Source organism: Streptomyces collinus, assembly GCF_031348265.1.
GTDB classification, from domain to species: Bacteria; Actinomycetota; Actinomycetes; order Streptomycetales; family Streptomycetaceae; genus Streptomyces; species Streptomyces collinus.
Map to the genome: position 1 here is coordinate 5179220 of NZ_CP133771.1, position 17876 is coordinate 5197095.

Here is a 17876-nt window from a genome sequence, read left to right on the forward strand (position 1 = left end):
CGGTGCGATGGCTTGACACTCACCCCCAGTGCTGGCTATTCGCCCAGGTCGGGCGGGTACGTCCGGCCCGTCCCGCACTTCTCCGTGCGGGTCGACGCGGGTGAAGTGTCCGAATTTGAAGGCACATGACAGACATCTTCTTGGGTGTACGGGGAGCGGTTGCGTGAAGATCCAAGAGCGTACGGGGGCGGGCGCAGGTCGTTCTGCCGTTCCGGCTCAGCCGTCGGTCGGCGACCGGCTTCCCACCCCGCCTCGCGAGCGCAAACCGGCACTGGCCGCGCTCGCGGTGCTGCTGATCCTGGTGGGTGCGCTGGGGGCGACCATGCTCGTGCTCCAGGCCGGTGACCGGATCGAGGTCGTCAAGGTCACGCAGGCCATCCCCGCGGGCGGCTCGGTCAACACGTCGAACACGACCTCCGTCATGGTCGCCAAGGACGACAGCATCCACTACGTCGAGTGGAGCCAGCTGAAGCAGCTGGAGAAGCTCAAGGCCGTCAACGCCATCCCCGCCGGAGTCGTCGCGGTCGGCGAGATGTTCGGCGACGAGGCGGGTGTCGCCGCCGGCAAGGCAACCGTGGGCCTGTCCCTCAAGGCCGGCCAGTACCCGACCGGCATCAAGCAGGGCGACACCGTCGCGGCCTACCGCGTCAGCTCCGCCTCCGGCTCGACCAACAGCAACAGCAACTCCTCGTCGTCGGCGTCCAGCAGCTCCGTCATCGTCGACAACGCCCGTGTCACCTACGTCCCGGGCGCGAAGGACAGCGGAGACGAACTCGTCAGCAGCACCAACCTGGCGGTCACCCTGACCGTCGACAGCGACAAGGCCGCCGATCTGGCCCAGGCCGCCTCCAACGGCGAGGTCGCTCTCGTCCAGGTCCCCGGTAACTCCGGCAACTAGAAGGCGGCACCCGACCCATGGCGCTCATCGCTCTCGCCGCCGACAAGGGTTCCCCCGGCGTCACCACCGCGGCCGTCGCCCTCGCGGCGGTCTGGCCGCGGCGTGTCCTGCTCGCCGAGGCGGACCCGGCGGGCGGTGACCTCGTCTACCGCAGTGCCGCCGCGCACGGCGGCCCGCTCAACCCCAACACCGGCATGCTCTCCATCGCCGCCACCGCGCGCCGCGGCCTCGTGCCCGACCAGCTCTGGGACCACGTTCAGCCGCTGAGCGGCGGTCTTGAGGTACTCGTCGGACTCGGCATCGCCGAACAGGCCGCCGGACTCGCGGGGTTGTGGCCGACCCTCGGGCACGCCTTCAACTCCCTCGCCGACTCCCCGCACGCAGCCGCCGACGTCATCGCCGACTGCGGACGCATCAGCGGGGACACCCCGGCCGTCGAGCTGTTCCCGCACGCCGCGCTCGTGCTGCTCATCTCGCGCACCGAGCCGGAGGCTCTCGCCCGCGTCCGTGACCGGGCCGCCGCCCTCGCCGGCAAGCTGCACGGCGGATCGCGTGGCGCCGCGAGCCTCGGCACCCCGATGATCGGCGTCGTCCTGATCGCCGACACCGGCACCGCCGGCAAGCTGGCCTCGCAGGTCAACGACATGCTCGTGCACGCCCAGACCGGCGCCCGCGTGGTCGGCACCATCGCCGACGACCCGGCCGGCGCCGATCAGCTGGCCGGCCGCAAGCGCGGCCGCCTCGACAAGTCGCTGCTGATCCGCTCAGCCCGCAAGGTCGCCGCCGACCTCTACCAGCAGTACGGCGCCGCCTGGGCCGCCTCCGCCCAGGCCAACCAGGCACCGCAGGCCCACCACGCCCCGCACGCCCCGGGCCAGATGCAGGGCCACGCGGGGGCCGGCGCATGACCGCTGTCGACCACCAGTTGGTCAAGCGGTTCCGCCAGGACGCCGGCGACCGCATCGCCGAGCAGCGCCGGCAGGACCAGGCCGCGGGCGTCACTCCGATGTCCACGGAGGACGAACGGCAGTACGCCCGGGCCGTCATAGCCCAGATCCTGGAGGAGTACGCCCGCGCCGAGATCAACGCGGGCCGTACGCCGCTGGACGCCGAGACCGAGGAGCAGTACGCGGCCGCCGTGCACGCCGCGCTGTTCGGCGTCGGCCGGCTCCAGCCGCTGCTGGACAACCCGGACGTCGAGAACATCGACATCAACGGCTGCGACCAGGTGTTCATCGGGTACGCCGACGGCCGTGAGGTGCAGGGCGACCCCGTCGCCGAGACCGACGAGGAGCTCATCGAGCTCATCCAGGTGCTCGGCGCGTACTCGGGTCTGTCCTCCCGGCCCTTCGACTCGGCCAACCCGCAGCTCGACCTGCGGCTGCCCGACGGTTCGCGACTGTCGGCCGTCATGGACGTCACCCGGCGCCCCGCCCTGTCCATCCGCCGGGCGCGCATGGGCAAGGTGTTCATCTCCGACCTCGTCGGCAACGGCACCCTGTCGCCGGAGGTCGCCCACTTCATGGCCTGCGCGGTCCGCGCCCGCAAGAACATCATGATCGCCGGCGCCACCAACGCCGGCAAGACCACGCTCCTGCGCGCCCTCGCCAACGAGATCCCGCCGCACGAGCGCCTCATCACCGTCGAACGGGCCCTGGAACTCGGCCTCGACACCTTCCCCGACCTGCACCCCAACGTCGTCGCATTCGAGGAGCGCCTGCCCAACTCCGAGGGCCAGGGCACCATTTCGATGGCGGAGCTGGTGCGGCGCTCGCTGCGTATGAACCCCTCCCGCGTCATCGTCGGTGAGGTCCTCGGCGACGAGATCGTCACCATGCTCAACGCGATGTCGCAGGGCAACGACGGCTCGCTGTCCACGATCCACGCCAACAGCTCGCACGAGGTCTTCAACCGTATTTCCACCTACGCGCTGCAGGCGACCGAGCGGCTGCCCATCGAGGCCAGCCAGATGCTGATCGCGGGCGCGGTCAACTTCGTCGTCTTCATCCAGCGGCGCAACAACTTCGGCAACGGCGGCCGCCTCCAGCGCATGGTCACCTCCGTCCGCGAGGTCAACGGCGTCGACGGACGGGTGCTGTCCAGCGAGGTGTTCGCGGAGGCCCCCGACGGCCGGATCGTGCCGCACGCGCCCATAGCCTGCCTGGAGGAACTGATGGCACACGGCTACCAGCCGTCCGGGACCTGGGGGTGAGCCGGGGATGACCACGAACCTCGCGGCAATCGGCTCGCTCGGCTCCATGGGCGGCCTGTTCTCCACCACCGTCCTGTACTCGATAGGGAGCGGCGTCGCCGTCGGCGGCGGCCTCGCCCTCCTCCTCATCGCCGTCCGCGGGCTGCCCGCCAAGCCCGACCACGAGAAGCAGAAGGCCGCCGAGCGGGCGAGCGAACTGATCCGCTTCGCCGGGCAGCGCGGTTCGCTCGCCGCCATCGTCGGCCTGGTCGTCCTGGTCCTCACCCGCTGGGCCGTCGCGGGCATCGCGGCCGGTGTCCTCGTCTTCTTCTGGGACCGCCTGTTCGGCGGCGCCGGTGAGGAACGGGCCGCCATGCGCCGCGTGGAGGCCCTCGCCTCCTGGACGGAGTCCCTGCGCGACACCATCGCCGGCGCCGTGGGCCTGGAGCAGGCCATCCCGGCCTCCGCCCGCGCCGCGGCCCCCGTCCTGCGGCCCCACCTCGACGCCCTCGTCGACCGGCTGCGCGCCCGTACCCCGCTGCCCGAGGCGCTCCAGCAGCTCGCCGACGAGATCGACGACGCCTCCGCCGACATCATCGTCGCGGCCCTCATCCTCAACGCGCGGCTGCGCGGCCCGGGTCTGCGCCAAGTACTCGGCGCCCTGGCCAAGTCGGCCCGCGAGGAGGTCGACATGCGCCAGCGGGTCATGGCCCAGCGCGCCTCGACCCGCAGGTCGGTGCAGATCGTCGTCGCGGTCTCCATCGCCTTCGTCCTCGGCCTGTCGATCTTCAACCGCGACTTCGTGGAGCCGTACGGAACGGCAGTCGGCCAGCTCGTCCTGGCCTGCGTCTGCGGCCTGTTCGCGCTCGGCTTCTGGTGGCTGCGCAAGCTGTCCACCATCGAGACGCCCGAGCGCTTCCTGGTCCGCGACGAGGCCTCCGTCCAGTTCGTCCGACCGAGGACGCCGTCGGGGGCGCAGTCCCAGCAGCGGCTGCCGCAGGAAGAGGGGGCACGCTGATGGATCTCACGATGCCGCTCGTCGTCGGCGCCGTCATGGGCCTGGGCATCTACGCCCTCGTGCGCGCCCTCATGCCCAGCAAGCGCAGCGCGATCTCCCAGGTCGCGCGGATCGACGCGATGCGCGCCCGCGGCTCGGCCTACGAGTCGGCCCGCGTCGAGCAGGAGAAGGGCCGCCTGGGCGCAGTGCGGGCCGAAGTGGGTCTGCGCGTCTCGGAGTTCTACCTCCAGCAGGGCTGGGAACAGCGCTCGCTGCGCGCCGACCTCGCGGTGCTGGACCGCAGCTGGGAGAAGTTCCTGGCGACGAAGGTGCTGCTGGGCGTGGCCGGCCTGTTCTTCGGCCCGTTCCTGTTCGCCATCGTCTACACGCTGGGCTTCGGCCGGAGCCCGATCATCCCGGTCTGGCTGGCCCTGCTCTTCGCGGTCGTCTTCTTCTTCCTCCCCGACCTGGAAGTTCGGCGGGACGCGGCCGACAAGCGGCGCGACCTGCGGCGTGTGATCGGCGCCTACCTCGACCTGGTGTCGATGAGCCTCGCCGGCGGACGCGGTCTGCCCGAGGCCCTGATGGCGGCTGCCGAGGTGTCCGACGGCTGGGCCAACCAGCGCATCCGCAACGCCCTGTCCGACGCCCGCATCACCGGAGTCAGCCAGTGGCAGGCGCTCGGCGCGCTCGGCGAGGAGATCGGCGTGGAGGAGCTCAAGGACCTCTCCGCCTCCCTGGCCCTGGTCGCGGACGACGGTGCCAAGGTCCGCGAGTCCCTCGCCTCCCGCGCCGAGACCATGCGGCACCGCGAACTCGCCGAGATCGAGGGCAGCGCGGGCGAGAAGTCCCAGTCGATGCTCGTCGCGCAGCTGCTGCTGTGCGCCGGGTTCCTGGTGTTCCTGATCTTTCCGGCGGCGATGCGGGTGTTCCAGGTGCAGTGAGCCGTGCAGTGAGCCGTGCGTGCGCGTCGCAGGTGAGCGACCTTCACAACTCCAGAACTCCGTGAACCGATTTCGAAAGGACAAGACGTCATGAACGGACGCAACTTCCACACCGGCATTCCCGCCGTGGACTTCCTGGTCACCTTCCTCCAGGCCCGCACCGAGCGGGCCCGCTCCGGCGAGCTGGACCGCGGTGCCTCCGCGGTCGAGTGGGTCATCATCTCCGCGGTCGTCGTGGCGATCGTCGGTGTCGTGGCCGCCATCATCAACGCCGCGCTGAGCGAGGGCGCCAACAAGGTCGGCGACTGCATCAAGGGTGCGGACGCGGGCAAGACCTGCTGATCGCCCTCGGGAGCGTCAGAAGCATCAGGAGCAACGGGGTTCACGGGATGCCGGCAGATGTGGGCAGACGGGCACGCCGCTGGGTGCGGGCCGCACGGGAACGTGCGGCCGCCCGCGGCGACTCAGGCATGACCGCGATCGAGTTCGTGCTGCTCACCCCGGTCCTGTTCTTCATGATCTTCGCGACGGTGCAGTTCGCCCTGTACTTCTTCGCGGACCACGTCGCCCAGGCGGCGGCCCAGGCCGGAGCCCGCAAGGCCCGCGCCACGGCGGACGAACAGCCGGGTGCGTGGCGGGGCGAGGCGCGGGACGTGGTGGACAGCTACATTCGCCAGCTCGGCCCCCAACTGGTCCTGTCCCCGGACGTGACGATGGTGCAGCCGGAGCAGAACACGGTGGGCGTGGAGATCGCGGCGAGGGTCCCGACGGTGTTTCCCGGACTGGACCTGACGGTGCACGCGCGGTCGGCGGGGCCGGTGGAGCGGTTCGTCACGGACGAGGGGAACTGAATGTCCGTCCCTTCTCACGCCCAGCGCCGCCGGTCCGCGGACGACAGTGGCCTGTCCACCGTCGAGGTCGTGATCCTCGCGCCGGTGATGATCCTGTTCATCCTGGTGCTGGTGGCCTTCGGACAGCTGGTGGACGGCCGCGGGGCGCTCGACGGCGCGGCCCGGGACGCGGCCCGCGCGGGCTCGATCCAGAAGGACCACGCGACGGCCATGGCCGAGGCGAGGAAGGCCGCGGAGGCGAACCTCGCGGACGTCTGCTCGGGCCCGGTGTCCGTCACGCAGACCAGCCAGGGCTTCGAGCCGGACACCATCTTCACCGTCGAGGTGAGCTGCCAGGTGCGGGGCCTCGCCATGCTCGGCCTCGACGTCCCGACGACCCTGTCGTCGAGCTTCAGCTCCCCGCTCGACCCGTTCCGGAGGTCGGCGTGAGACACCGTGTGCGACACATTCGGTCCTCGTGGCCGTCCTGGTGGACGGCCCGGGCCGCGCGTCTGGACGACCGCGGCTCCGGCGCCGGCGCGGTCATCATCTTCACCCTCGTCTTCCTCTCCCTCTCCGCGTTCGTCATCGACGGCGGCCTGTCCATCTCCAAGCGGGAGCGTGCCGCCGACATCGCCGAACAGGCCGCCCGTTACGCCGCACAGGACATCGACCGTGACGCCCTCTACGAGAACGAGGGCGGCCCCGCGCCGATCAACTTCGAGAACTGCAACGCCCGCGTGAAGGCCTTCGCCCGCGAGATGGACATGACGGGCGCGGACATCGGCGCGACCCACTGCGTGGCGGCGAACGCCGAGCAGGTCGAGGTCGAGGTACAGCTCACGTACTCCCCGGTCTTCACGGGGATGTTCTACGGCGGCGACGTCGTGGTCCACGGGCAGGCGGTGGCGCAGAACGAGGTCGGCTGAGCCGATCCGGAACATTCGGCGAATCTGCACACCGGTCACCGTGAGGTCGTGGCGGAGTGGGGCAGAAGCCGAGACCGGCTCATTTCCCGCCCTGCGGAACGCATTTCCGTACCGCGTACCGGCAGAAAGTGTGAAGACCGCGAGGTCCTGGGTGACCGAATGGTCACACTCATGAATTCGCGGCAAGAAATGCACTCACATCCCTATCCGCGGACTGGGCACTGGCTGGCCGCCCCTTCTTCCGACGTGCTTTGATCAGTCGCGCTCGAGCACTTCGAATTTTGAACGAAGGGAACCGCCCTCCATGGCCTTCACCCCGCAGATCCAGACCGCCCAGATGTCCGACGCCGAGCTGGACACCATCGCCGGCGGCCAGGCGGGCGGTGCTGCCGCGGGTGCCGGCGCCGCAGCCGGTCTCTACGTCGAGACCACGGCCGCCGGCCTCACCGCCGGCGTCGGCGGCGGCCTGGGCCTCGCCGTCTCGCCGCAGGGCATCGCGGCGGACCTGCACCTCAACGCGGCCGTCGCTTCCTGACGAATGCGCAGGAAAGGGCCCCGGATCTCCGGATCCGGGGCCCTTCGCGTCTCTCTCGGCGGTGGTTCTACCTTCCCCCGCCATCCCCCTTACCGCCCTCGCCGCCCTTACCGCCCCGCTTGTCCTCGGTCTTCATGGCGTCGTTCACCTTCTTGGCGAGTTCGTCGTCCAGCTTCTTGAACTCGCGCACGACGGCATCGGACATACTCGCACTTCGCGAATGTGCCGAAGAACCTCAAGAAGCTGAAGAAGTCCTACGAGATGTGCGGGGACGCGCTGGCGGACTTCTGGCCGAAGCTGGAGCGGGCGCAGTCGCTGGCGGACAAGGCTCTTCGCAAGGGCCGCGAGGCGCGCGACAGCCTCTCCTCGGCGCAGTCCCGCCTCACCTCGGCCGACTCGTGGGTGAAGCGGACGGGCAAGGAGGCGGACAAGTACAAGGACGACCCGACCGGCAGCAAAGGCGCCGGGAAGCCTGATGAGGCCAAGGTCCGCGCCGGGACCCGGGACGTTCAGCATGCCAAGTCGGCCCGGTCGAAGGCCCAGTCGGACGTTTCGGAGGACGATCTCAACAGGGTGGCCACGCAGTACGCCGGCCCGGACGGTGTGGTGGTGCGGACCGAAGTGCCGCGATCCTTCGCGGACTCCGTGCTGCGGGAACACAGCGGCCCGGCGGAAGGCAGCCCGAGTGCTTCGTCGACACGCTGGAGGGAGTGGACATCCTCAACGCGGGTCCCCCCCCCCCCCCGCGCTGCCCCAGCGTGAGGCGGTCATCCAGCACATGATGGGACAGTTCTGAGCGGATGCGAGGCATGACGTAGTGGCAGGTCAGATCACTCCCGTACCGGAAAGCGTGCTGGCTCGTGAGGTCTTCGGGCCACTCGGAGGCATCGTGGAGATCGGTGCGGTGTCGGCGACCGGGACGTGGAGCGTCGGTGCCGCCTCCGTCGGCGAACTGGTGAGCCGCCGCCGCGACGAGGTCGGCCGGCTGCTCGACCTCGTTCGCGGCATCGGCGGCTTCTCCCCGGCCACCATGGCCATCGCGGACGAACTCGGCTACCTGCGTGAGCACGAGGTGACCGCCCCTGCCCTGCTGCTGTGGTCGGGTGCGGTCGAAGGGATTCCGCCGCGGCTGGAGGACCTCGAACAGCGGGACGTCGTACGGCGCATGTGTCATATGGCGGCCGACTTGCAGATGACGTACTTGCTGCAGGCCCTCATCACCGCCGCGGTCGTGTCCGGCGGGGACGTCCGGCAGGGGGCGGCCAGGATCGTCGATGCCCTCACGCTCGCGTCCGGCCTCGCGGACGAGACGGGGCGCACTGCCCCGGCCCTGGTCTTCAGGATGTGGCGGGTCGCCCACCTCCCGGCTCTCCTCCGCCCCGACGCGGGCACCCCCGAACAGGGCAAAGCGGCGTTCCGTGCCTACGACCAGGCACTCGAAGCCCTGACGACGAGCGCCTGAGCGCGCCGGGCACGAGAGTGCGGCGCGTCAGCGTCCTTCACGTCCCTGAAGTGGTCGGCGGCGCTCAGGGTGTCGCCGGTATGGCGCCCTCACCTGGAGCGCTTCCTCGCCGTCGTGGCGAACGCTGCGGCAGTGGTGGATCGCATGGGGAAGGCGAGGAGTGAGGCGTGGCGGTGGCGAACGGGGTGGTTCACGGGCGGGCGGGTGCGGGATCGCTTACAGGCATCCCTTGACCGAGCAGAGCGACGACCCTCTGGGCACCGTTGGGTGAACTCGTCAGCCGTACCCATGAACCGTCCCGGAAGGAGACCCTGAAGTCCGACTCGTCCAAGCTGAACCGCTTGATCTCCGCGCCGACGATCTCGCTCCGCGGCAGCGTCCAGAGGAGAGCCTCGGACCCCGGGACCTTCCCGCCGCCACCCCAGGAGAGATGCCGGCTGCCTTGCATCGTGTCCTCGTACGACCAGATGCGCACCAGCCCGTCCGGCTCCGCCACTTCGATCTCGGTCATCGTGCGCCAGGACCGCCGGGAGGGGTCGAGCTGCCAGGGCAGCGTACGGGCCGTCTCGCCCTCGCCCGCCCACATGACGGGGAAGTCGTCGATCTCGTTCTCGCGCTCCTCCAGCTCGCCGCGCTTCTCCGGCGACACCGGGCTGCCGAGGGCGTCGGCGATGATGATGAGGGGCAGCAGCAGGAGCCTGATGGTGGCGCACCGCACGTACACGCCGAGCTTGCCGAAGAAACCCCGGACCCGGAAGGGCGGTTGAGCCGGCCAGCCGGGCAGGTCCGGCTCGATGTCGTTGCGTTCGAGGTCACGGAAGGAGCGCCGCTCCGCCACGGAGGCGGCGGTGCCACTCGCGAACTCGACCCGGTAGCGCCGGGGTTCCTCGATCATGCCCTTCCTTCACCGTCACGCGCCGCTGAATCCGCTCAGCGGTTGATCGACTGGATCTCCTGGACGTTCATGTCCTGGGTGGTCTCGAAGGTGCCGTCGGGCAGGTCGCCCGCGGAGCCGTCGGAGCCCTCCCAGGTGATCTTCCAGGTGACGCTGGCGGACAGCTGGTAGGGAGCGCCGTCGGTCGCGCGGAGGTAGCGGATGCCGCACGGCGGCGTCTTGTCGGCGTTGCCCTTGGTGTACGGGGTGCCGATGGAGCCGTCGTCGTTGATCGCGCAGTCGCCGGAGGAGGGGAAGACCTCGGCGTCCTCGGTGCCCGGGTCCAGGTGGAGGGCGACCGGCTTGGCGGTGGTCTCCGCCCACAGGCCGGTCCCCGGGAGTTCCGCGCGGACCTTGACGTCCTTGAACGTGCCCCTGTCCAGCCAGACCCAGGTCGGAAGGTTGACCGTCGACCTGGCCGCCGGCTTCAGCTCCACCTCGGTCTCGGGAACCTTCACCTTGTCGTAGGCGTACTCGGCGAGGGTCTCGGGGGTCGGGGCCTTCGGTACGTCGGGGATCTCGCCCGCGTCCTGCCAGAACATCAGCCGGCTGCACAGCGATGTGTCGTCGAGTTCGGTCACCTTGGGCGCGACCCCGCGCCAGAAGTACCCCTTCTTGCCGAGGTTGTAGTTCTTGTACCCCTTCACGGTCGCCGGCTTCGTGAAGATGGTGGTGGCGTCCTTCTCGTCCCTGAAGTGGTCGGTCCAGAGCTCCGATCCGTACCAGCCGTCGCGCAGACCGGCGTCGCCGCTGCCGTCGTTCTCCGAGAAGTTCTTCAGCTGCTCAGGGGTGAAGACCGGTTCGTACCAGCACGGTGGTGGCTTCCAGTTCACGTCCGTCGACGCGACGGTGCCCTGCTTGCCGCCCGTGGGGCCGCTCGTCTGGGTGACCTTGATGCGGGAGTGTGAGGCGGATGCGGAGAGTTCACCGCTGTCGTTGGCGCCACCTCGCACATCGCTGCCGGGGCCTCCGAAGGCGCCCGCCGACGACGAACTCAGTAGTGTCACGACCAGGGACGTGATGATCAGGGGTATCGCTCGGTGCGGTGCCTTCACCGGGAGCACTTCCCTCGCTCACCGCGCACCGACGAGTTCTGCCACACGCCCTGCTCGTTCTTCGCCAGGGAGAGCGAGTAGAGAACGTAGGGATTCGTGCCCGCCGGGTTGCCCTCGACCTTGCCGGTCTTGCGATGCCTGGTCTTCGCCTCGGTCTCGTCCGTGCAGTAAGTCAGCGCCGCCCCCTTGCCGTTTTTGGCCAGGATGACCTTGGGGTTGAAGGCGGGCAGCTTGCCGATGACGGTGTAACCCTTGTCCGTGTAGGACTTGATCCACTGCTTGGTCTGTCCGCGGACGCCTTCGGTGTCGTAGAAGGCGACGGCTTCACTGTCGGGGTCGTTCGCGATGACCGCCGCGTACCCGGCCCGAAGCTCCTCCTTGCCGTCGTTCAGCACCGCCTGCTCGACCGGATCGCTGCTCGTCCAATTCTCGAACGTCAGCTGGAAGCTGCTGGGGATCTTGATCACCGGGCGTTTGACGCCGGGCGCCGAGGACGACGGCGAGGCCGACGGGCTGCCCGAGCTGTTGCCCGCTCCCTTGATGTCGTCCGACGGCGAATCGTCGCCTCCGCCACAGGCGGTCAGAAGCAACGCTGCCGCCGTGGCGAACGCGGCGGCAGTCGTGGTCAGTGCGCGGCGGGCCACTGTTGGTCTCCCCCGTAGTTTCGGTGTACGCGACAGGGAACGAAGCTATCAGGGGTGGGTAACGCCGCTCTGAAAGCCCGTGGTTGATTGCGTGGGGATCGTGAAAGGCTTGCGTGGCACATGCGAAGATGACGTTCCCGGCTACCCGGCCGCGGAGTGAACTCCCGTGACGTCAGGGGCAAATCGGACTCCCCTGCGCTTCCTCCGATCCGCCCTTCGACGCCCTCGGTAATAGTTCATAAGATCTCTGTAGGCTCAGCACACCCCTCCCCCCACAGCTCGGCCTCACGCCACTCCACACACGACCCCAGGACACCCGCCATGCCGCGACGCCGCACCTCAAGCTCGTCAAGCTCGACGGGAAGTACGTCGGGAAGCACGACGGGAACGACGACGGGGGCCGCGGCCGCGCCGCGGAACCGGACACCGCAGCCCGTGCGGATCCGGCGTCGGTCGTTCGGGGACTTCGTGAAGGCGTTCTTCGCCTTCCTCGCCCTGGCCGTGCTGCTCGTCGGTGTGCCGGGCGCGCTGGCCACGCAGATCGGGTGGCCGCTGCCGGACGGGGTGCCCAGTTTCGACTGGCTGCAGCAAGAGATCACCGTTCAGACCTTCCTGAACATCCTCACCGTGATCGTGTGGCTGGCGTGGGCGCAGTTCACGGCGTGCGTGCTCGTGGAGATGAAGGCCGCGCTGTCGGGTGTCGGCGTGCCGGGGCGGGTGCCCGGCGCCGGGCCGAGCCAGTTGCTCGCGCGGCAGCTCGTCGCCGCGCTGCTGCTCGTCGGCGCCACCGCCGCCAGCTTCACGCCCGGGCTGTCGCAGCTCGGGAACAGCTACGACGCCAACCAGAAGCCGACCGTCGCGGCCGCCCAGGCCACCCCGGGCCTCTTCGCCCAGCAGCAGGAGCAGGCCTCCGGCGCCGCGGCCGCGCTCGCCGAGCAGGCCTCGCACGCCGCCGCCCACGCCGACGCCGGCGGCAGCACCGCCCAGCAGGGCGACACGAAGTTCTACCGGATCCAGCCGCCCGAGGGACGCCACCACGACTCCCTGTGGGAGATAGCCCAACGGCACCTCGGTGACGGGCGTCGCTACAAGGAGATCTTCGAGCTCAACAAGGACCGCGTGCAGCCGGACGGGTCCAAGCTCTCCGAGGCCAGCCTCATCCGGCCCGGCTGGATCATGGAGATGCCGGGCGACGCCCGCGGCGGCGACCTCGTCGAGATGCCCGACGAGGCACCCAACGTGTCGCCCGACGTGCAGCAGCAGATCAGCGACTACGCCCTGACCGGTGACCACGCGCAGGGCGCAGGTGCTCAGGGCGGCAGCGGCCACGCCCACGGTGGCGGCGCCACCCAGGTGTCCGTCCCCGAACAGCGGCGGCCCGCCCACGACACCGGGCACCAGCAGGCCACGGCCGTCGGCGCCGAGTCCGACAGCTCCTTCGGCCTCCCCGAAGCCCTCCTCACCGCACCCCTCCTCGCCGCCGGTCTCCTCGGCGCCCTGGGACGGCGGCGCCGGCAGGCGCTGTGGCAGTCGGCGTTCGGGTCCGTCGGCGGGCGGCGCGGCATGGAGCCGCCCACGCCGACCGGTGACGCGCAGGACGTCCAGGACGCGCTGCTCGTCGGCGCCGACCCCGAGGGCGTACGGCTGCTCGACCGGAGCCTGCGCGGGCTCGCCGCATCCCTCGCCGAGGAGTCGCGCGCGCTGCCGGTCGTGTACGCGGCCTGGCTCAGCAACGGCGACCTGCACCTCCAGCTCGCCCAGCCCGCCGGGAAGCCCCCGGCCCCCTGGCAGCAGGGCCAGGACCAGACGTTCTGGATGCTCTCCCGCACCGACGCCGAGCGCTACGAGGACGTCGACACGGCCGCGCCCTACCCGGGCCTGGTCAGCCTCGGCACCATGGACGACTCGCGGCTGCTGCTCAACCTGGAGGCCGTGCCCGGCATCGTCTCGCTGAGCGGCCGGGAGGCCGACCGGGCCGCCGTGTTCGCCTCCGTCGCCGCCGAGTTGGCGACCAACGGCTGGTCCGACCGCATGACCATCACGCTCGTCGGCTTCGGCGAGGACCTCACCCCGCTCGCCCCGAACCGCATCCGGCACCTGGAGGACGTCGAGGCGCTCGTCGAGACCATGGAGGCCGAGACGCGGCAGCGGCGGGGGGCGCTCGGTGCCGCCGGGCACGATTCCGTCCTCACCGGGCGCACCGGGCCCGCCCAGCACACCCGTTGGGCCCCGCACCTCGTCCTGCTCGCCGCCCAGCCGTCCGCGGAGGACGCCGTCAAGCTCGCCGAACTCGCCGCCGACGCCGGCCGTCTCGGCATCGGCTACCTCGTCGGCAGCGAGACCGGCGATCTGCCCGGCGCCGCCTGGGAGATGGAGATCACCGCCCAGGGCAAGCTGCTCGCACCGCTCCTCGGGCTCGAACTCGACGCGCAGCTGCTGCCGGCGGCCCAGCAGCGGGCCGTGGTCGAGCTGTTCGTCGAGGCCGACCCGGAGCGCGAGACCGACGGGCCCGCCTCCACCCCGCCGTTCCTCGTCGACATCAGCGAGCAGGGCCGGCCGGCCGTGTACGCCCGACTGGTCGGACCGTACGAGATCATCGGCCTGGACAACCCGGACGGGGAGCGCAGCGCACTGCTGCACGAGGCCCTCGCCCTGCTGCTCCTGCACCGCGAGGGCGTGCACCCGCGGGTGCTGTCCTCCGCGCTGTGGCCGCGCGGCGTCACCGACGACGTGCGCAGCGCGCTGCTCGACCGGCTGCACGACTGGCTCGGCACGGACCCCGACGGCACGCCGCGCCTGGCCACCGACGGCTCCGGCCGGCTCACGCTCGCCAAGTCGGTCGTCTCCGACCTGGACGTGCTGCGGTCCCTGTACCACGAGGCCACCCAGGGCAGGGGCGTCGACAGCCGGGCCGTGCGCGGGCGGCTGCTCACGGACGCGCTGGTGCTGGTGCGCGGGCCGCTGCTCGCCGACCGGCCCGAGGGGCGTTACCGGTGGCTGACCCACGAGATCGTGGATGCCCAGCTGCCGCTGCTCGTCGCGGACACGGGGCTCGCGCTGTGCGAGTTCCACATGGAGAAGGACCGCGCGGAGAAGGCCATCGAGGCGCTGCAGGCGGCCCTGCGCACCGCTCCGGCCGACGAGCGGCTGTGGCACGAGCTGCTGCGCGCCACCCACGCCACCGGCGACACGGACCGGCTGACCGCCCTCGCCACCGACCTCATCGGCCGCAGCGGGGCCCGTGGGCTGCCGCCGCGCACCGAGGCACTGCTCGACGAGCTGCTGCCGACGTGGCGCGACGCGATCGCCGCGGTGGGATGAGCACCTGGGCGCTGGTCCTCGCCGCCGCGGTGTGGGGTGCGGCGGCCGGAGCGCTGCTGCCGCGGGCGGCCTACCGGTTCTCGGCACCCTCGGGGGAGGCCTGGCGGGGGGAGTGCCCCGGCGGGCACGCCCTCGGGGGCTGGCTGGGGCGCGCGGCGTGCCGAGAGTGCGCGGAGCCCGGGTACGGGCCGCGTACGACGCCCCTGGTGATCGCCACCGCCCTGGTCTGCGCCGTCCTCGCCGCCGCGACCGGCACCCGCCCCGAGCTCGGGGTCTGGCTGCTGCTCGCCCCGGCCGGCGTCCTGCTGACGGTCGTCGACTTCCGCGTACGGCGCCTGCCCGACCCGCTCACCCTGCCCTTCGCCGGTGCCGCCCTGGTCCTGCTGGGCCTCACCGCCCTCGTCCCCGAACACGCGGGCCACTGGACCACCGCCGTGCTCGGCTCCCTCGCCCTGGGCGGCGGCTACTTCGTCCTGTTCCTCATCAACCCCGCGGGCATGGGCTTCGGCGACGTCAAACTCGCCCTCGGCGCGGGCGCCGCCCTCGGCTGGTACGGCTGGCCGACGGTCATGCTCGGCACCTTCGTCGGCTTCCTCCTGGGCGCCCTGTACGGCGCGGCCCTCGTCATCACCCGCCGGGCCGACCGCAAGTCAGCCATCCCGTTCGGCCCGTTCCTGATCACGGGGGCGTTGCTGGGGCTCCTGGTGGGCGCGTACACGGCCTGACAGCGGGGTCCGGCGCGTACCCGGTCGTCCGGCACGCCGACACGGGCCGAGAGCCCGCCGAACGCCTGTGATCCGCGCAACCGGCGCTGCCATGATGCTGATCATGACAAACGCATCGCCTTACCCCGCCCACCCGTCCGCGCACCCCGTCCACCCGTCCGCGCACCCCGCCTACCCGACCGCGCCCCCCGTCGGCCCGTTCCCGGACCCCATCCCTCAGCCGTACCACCGCCTGGACCGCACCACGGGCCGTCACCGCTGGTGGCGGCCGTTGGCCGGGACGGTGCTGCTTGCCTTCGCCTACTTCGTGATCCTGCTCGTGCTGCTGGCCCTCTCCTACGGGCTCGGGACGGCGCTCGGTGCCCCCGAACTGCCCGACGACGGTGCCGACTTAGGGCCGCTCGGGAACACCGCGATGGACCTCGTGTCCATCGCCATAGCCCTGCCCCTGGTGCTGCTGGCCACGCTGTGGCCGGCGAGACGGCGCGTCGGCACCGTCACGTCGGTCACCGGGCGGCTGCGGATCGGCTGGCTCGGGCGGTGTCTGCTGGCCGGCCTGCTGCCCATCCTCCTGCTCACGGTGACGTCCTTCCTCCTGCCGGACGACTCGGGTGATTCCGGCACCTGGGTGGGCTGGCGCTCCTTCCTCACGGCCCTGGCCGTGCTGGCCCTCCTCGTCCCGCTGCAGGCCGCGGCCGAGGAGTACGTCTTCCGCGGCTGGCTGCTCCAGGCGGTCGGGGCGTTCGTGCGCTCCCCGTGGTTCGCCGTGATCCCGCAGGCCGTGCTGTTCGCCGCGGCCCACGGCTGGGGCACCCGCTGGGGCTTCCTCGGTCTGCTGGTGAACGGCCTGGTGGCGGGACTGCTCACGATCCGCACCGGCGGACTGGAAGCGGCCATCGCCCTGCACGTCCTGAACAACCTGCTGGCCTTCGGAGCCTCCGCCGCGGTCGTCGACGGGCTGTCGTCGGACGAGACCGCGGCCGACGCGCCCTGGGCGCTGGCCCTCACCGCCATCGTCACCGACCTGCTCTACGCCGCGATCGTGCTGTGGTTCGCCCGACGTCACAAGCCGCAGCGCCTCTCGGCCCCGACCACCCCGCCGGACCCCCGCGCCCATCCCGCCCGCACGGCCTGACGTCCGGCCCGGCGAACCGCTGGCGTACGCTGGGCTGGTCCGTCCACAACCCTTACGAAAGGGACGCCCGGTGACCGAGAAGGCCGACCTTCAGCCCATCCTCGACCGCGCAGCCGCCGGTGGGCGGATCACCCCGGACGAGGCACTCGTGCTGTACCGGGACGCCCCGCTGCACGCCCTGGGCGCCGCCGCCGACGCCGTACGCCGCCGCCGGTACGCCGGCACCGAGCACATCGCGACGTACATCATCGAGCGCAACATCAACTACACGAACGTGTGCGTCACGGCGTGCAAGTTCTGCGCGTTCTACGCCCCGCCGAAGGCCAAGGACAAGGGCTGGACGCGCGACCTGGACGACATCCTGCGCCGCTGCGCGGAGACCGTCGAGCTGGGCGGCACGCAGATCATGTTCCAGGGCGGGCACCACCCGGACTACGGCGTCGAGTACTACGAGAAGCACTTCGCCGCGATCAAGAAGGAATTCCCGCAGCTGGTCATCCACAGCCTGGGGGCGTCCGAGGTCGAGCACATGGCCCGGATCTCCGAGGTGAGCGTGGAGGAGGCCATCCAGCGCATTCACGCCGCCGGTCTCGACTCCTTCGCCGGTGCCGGTGCCGAGCTGCTGCCCGAGCGGCCCCGCAAGGCCATCGCCCCGCTCAAGGAGTCCGGCGAGCGCTGGCTGGAGATCATGGAGATCGCGCACAACCTGGGCGTGGAATCCACCTCCACCATGCTGATGGGCACCGGCGAGACCAACGCCGAGCGCATCGAGCACCTGCGGATGATCCGCGAGGTCCAGGACCGTACGGGCGGCTTCCGCGCCTTCATCCCGTACACCTACCAGCCCGAGAACAACCACCTGAAGGGCCGCACGCAGGCGACGCTCTTCGAGTACCTGCGGATGATCGCCATCGCGCGGCTGTTCATGGACAACATCGCCCACATCCAGGGCTCCTGGCTGACCACGGGCAAGGAGGTCGGGCAGCTCTCCCTGCACTACGGCGCCGACGACCTCGGCTCGATCATGCTGGAGGAGAACGTGGTGTCGTCGGCCGGTGCCAAGCACCGGTCCAACCGGATGGAGATCATCGATCTGATCCGGAAGGCGGGCCGGGTGCCCGCCCAGCGCGCGACCACCTACGAGCACCTCGTCGTCCACGACGACCCGGCGAACGACCCGGTCGACGACCGCGTCGTCTCGCACATCTCCTCGACGGCCATCGAGGGCGGCACGGCTCACCCCGAGCTGAAGCTGCTGGCGCCCAACTGACCCGAC

The 17876-nt window shown here is 70.9% G+C and carries 20 protein-coding genes; 16 read left to right on the top strand and 4 right to left on the bottom strand.

What is annotated here, in order from left to right:
* Nucleotides 1-163 precede the first annotated feature (163 nt).
* The 10 genes from RFN52_RS23590 (at nucleotide 164) to RFN52_RS23635 (ending at nucleotide 7324) form a co-directional block, all read left to right on the top strand.
* Entirely contained in the window at nucleotides 164-898 is a 735-nt protein-coding gene (locus RFN52_RS23590) for a hypothetical protein (protein ID WP_184848816.1), read from the top strand.
* Nucleotides 899-915: 17 nt separating this feature from the next.
* Nucleotides 916-1806 carry a hypothetical protein gene (locus tag RFN52_RS23595; protein WP_062928492.1) on the top strand — a complete coding sequence of 297 codons (891 nt, stop codon included), beginning with the start codon at nucleotides 916-918 and terminating at the stop codon, nucleotides 1804-1806.
* Nucleotides 1803-3110 (top strand): TadA family conjugal transfer-associated ATPase, encoded by a 1308-nt coding sequence (locus tag RFN52_RS23600; protein WP_184848818.1) that lies wholly within the window; start codon nucleotides 1803-1805, stop codon nucleotides 3108-3110. Before RFN52_RS23595 ends, RFN52_RS23600 begins: the two co-directional genes overlap by 4 nt.
* A 46-nt stretch (nucleotides 3111-3156) precedes the next feature.
* Nucleotides 3157-4107, top strand: coding sequence for a type II secretion system F family protein (locus tag RFN52_RS23605; protein ID WP_184853999.1), 951 nt, complete (start codon nucleotides 3157-3159; stop codon nucleotides 4105-4107).
* Nucleotides 4107-5030, top strand: coding sequence for a type II secretion system F family protein (locus tag RFN52_RS23610; RefSeq protein ID WP_184848820.1), 924 nt, complete (start codon nucleotides 4107-4109; stop codon nucleotides 5028-5030). Before RFN52_RS23605 ends, RFN52_RS23610 begins: the two co-directional genes overlap by 1 nt.
* A gap of 90 nt (nucleotides 5031-5120) precedes the next feature.
* The gene (locus tag RFN52_RS23615; RefSeq protein ID WP_010041603.1) at nucleotides 5121-5372 is read left to right on the top strand and encodes a hypothetical protein; all 252 of its coding nucleotides are present in this window, start codon (nucleotides 5121-5123) and stop codon (nucleotides 5370-5372) included.
* Between the two features lie 47 nt (nucleotides 5373-5419).
* Nucleotides 5420-5881, top strand: a complete 462-nt coding sequence (locus RFN52_RS23620; protein ID WP_184848822.1) for a TadE family protein — start codon at nucleotides 5420-5422, stop codon at nucleotides 5879-5881.
* On the top strand, nucleotides 5882-6310 hold the full coding sequence (locus RFN52_RS23625; RefSeq protein ID WP_184848825.1) for a TadE/TadG family type IV pilus assembly protein: 429 nt from the start codon (nucleotides 5882-5884) through the stop codon (nucleotides 6308-6310).
* Between the two features lie 17 nt (nucleotides 6311-6327).
* Nucleotides 6328-6789, top strand: coding sequence for a pilus assembly protein TadG-related protein (locus RFN52_RS23630; RefSeq protein WP_373308520.1), 462 nt, complete (start codon nucleotides 6328-6330; stop codon nucleotides 6787-6789).
* A 304-nt stretch (nucleotides 6790-7093) separates the two neighbouring features.
* Nucleotides 7094-7324 (top strand): hypothetical protein, encoded by a 231-nt coding sequence (locus tag RFN52_RS23635; protein WP_184848829.1) that lies wholly within the window; start codon nucleotides 7094-7096, stop codon nucleotides 7322-7324.
* 67 nt (nucleotides 7325-7391) lie between these two features.
* Here RFN52_RS23635 and RFN52_RS23640 read toward each other — a convergent pair whose 3' ends face one another.
* Nucleotides 7392-7529: a hypothetical protein gene (locus RFN52_RS23640; RefSeq protein WP_184848831.1), complete on the bottom strand. Its 138-nt coding sequence runs from the start codon at nucleotides 7527-7529 to the stop codon at nucleotides 7392-7394.
* Nucleotides 7530-7546: 17 nt separating this feature from the next.
* On the opposite strand from RFN52_RS23640, the gene RFN52_RS23645 reads away from it, so the two are divergent.
* Both RFN52_RS23645 and RFN52_RS23650 read left to right on the top strand, forming a co-directional pair.
* On the top strand, nucleotides 7547-8086 hold the full coding sequence (locus tag RFN52_RS23645; RefSeq protein ID WP_311241036.1) for a hypothetical protein: 540 nt from the start codon (nucleotides 7547-7549) through the stop codon (nucleotides 8084-8086).
* Nucleotides 8087-8174: 88 nt separating this feature from the next.
* Nucleotides 8175-8786, top strand: a complete 612-nt coding sequence (locus RFN52_RS23650; protein WP_184848833.1) for a hypothetical protein — start codon at nucleotides 8175-8177, stop codon at nucleotides 8784-8786.
* A 190-nt stretch (nucleotides 8787-8976) separates the two neighbouring features.
* On the opposite strand, the gene RFN52_RS23655 is transcribed toward RFN52_RS23650, so the two are convergent.
* From RFN52_RS23655 to RFN52_RS23665, 3 genes are read right to left on the bottom strand one after another with little or no spacing between them, the layout of a single operon-like run.
* Nucleotides 8977-9681 carry a hypothetical protein gene (locus RFN52_RS23655; protein ID WP_184848835.1) on the bottom strand — a complete coding sequence of 235 codons (705 nt, stop codon included), beginning with the start codon at nucleotides 9679-9681 and terminating at the stop codon, nucleotides 8977-8979.
* A gap of 35 nt (nucleotides 9682-9716) precedes the next feature.
* Entirely contained in the window at nucleotides 9717-10727 is a 1011-nt protein-coding gene (locus tag RFN52_RS23660) for a hypothetical protein (RefSeq protein ID WP_229856548.1), read from the bottom strand.
* A gap of 44 nt (nucleotides 10728-10771) precedes the next feature.
* Nucleotides 10772-11419, bottom strand: coding sequence for a hypothetical protein (locus RFN52_RS23665; protein ID WP_184848837.1), 648 nt, complete (start codon nucleotides 11417-11419; stop codon nucleotides 10772-10774).
* A 435-nt stretch (nucleotides 11420-11854) separates the two neighbouring features.
* On the opposite strand from RFN52_RS23665, the gene RFN52_RS23670 reads away from it, so the two are divergent.
* From RFN52_RS23670 to mqnC, 4 genes are all read left to right on the top strand, one after another.
* Nucleotides 11855-14740, top strand: coding sequence for a BTAD domain-containing putative transcriptional regulator (locus tag RFN52_RS23670; protein WP_374050174.1), 2886 nt, complete (start codon nucleotides 11855-11857; stop codon nucleotides 14738-14740).
* The gene (locus RFN52_RS23675) at nucleotides 14737-15465 is read left to right on the top strand and encodes a prepilin peptidase (protein WP_184848840.1); all 729 of its coding nucleotides are present in this window, start codon (nucleotides 14737-14739) and stop codon (nucleotides 15463-15465) included. Before RFN52_RS23670 ends, RFN52_RS23675 begins: the two co-directional genes overlap by 4 nt.
* Before the next feature lie 103 nt (nucleotides 15466-15568).
* Nucleotides 15569-16600 (top strand): CPBP family intramembrane glutamic endopeptidase, encoded by a 1032-nt coding sequence (locus tag RFN52_RS23680; RefSeq protein WP_311241037.1) that lies wholly within the window; start codon nucleotides 15569-15571, stop codon nucleotides 16598-16600.
* A 70-nt stretch (nucleotides 16601-16670) separates the two neighbouring features.
* Nucleotides 16671-17870, top strand: a complete 1200-nt coding sequence (gene mqnC / locus RFN52_RS23685; RefSeq protein WP_184848842.1) for a cyclic dehypoxanthinyl futalosine synthase — start codon at nucleotides 16671-16673, stop codon at nucleotides 17868-17870.
* Nucleotides 17871-17876: the final 6 nt, after the last annotated feature.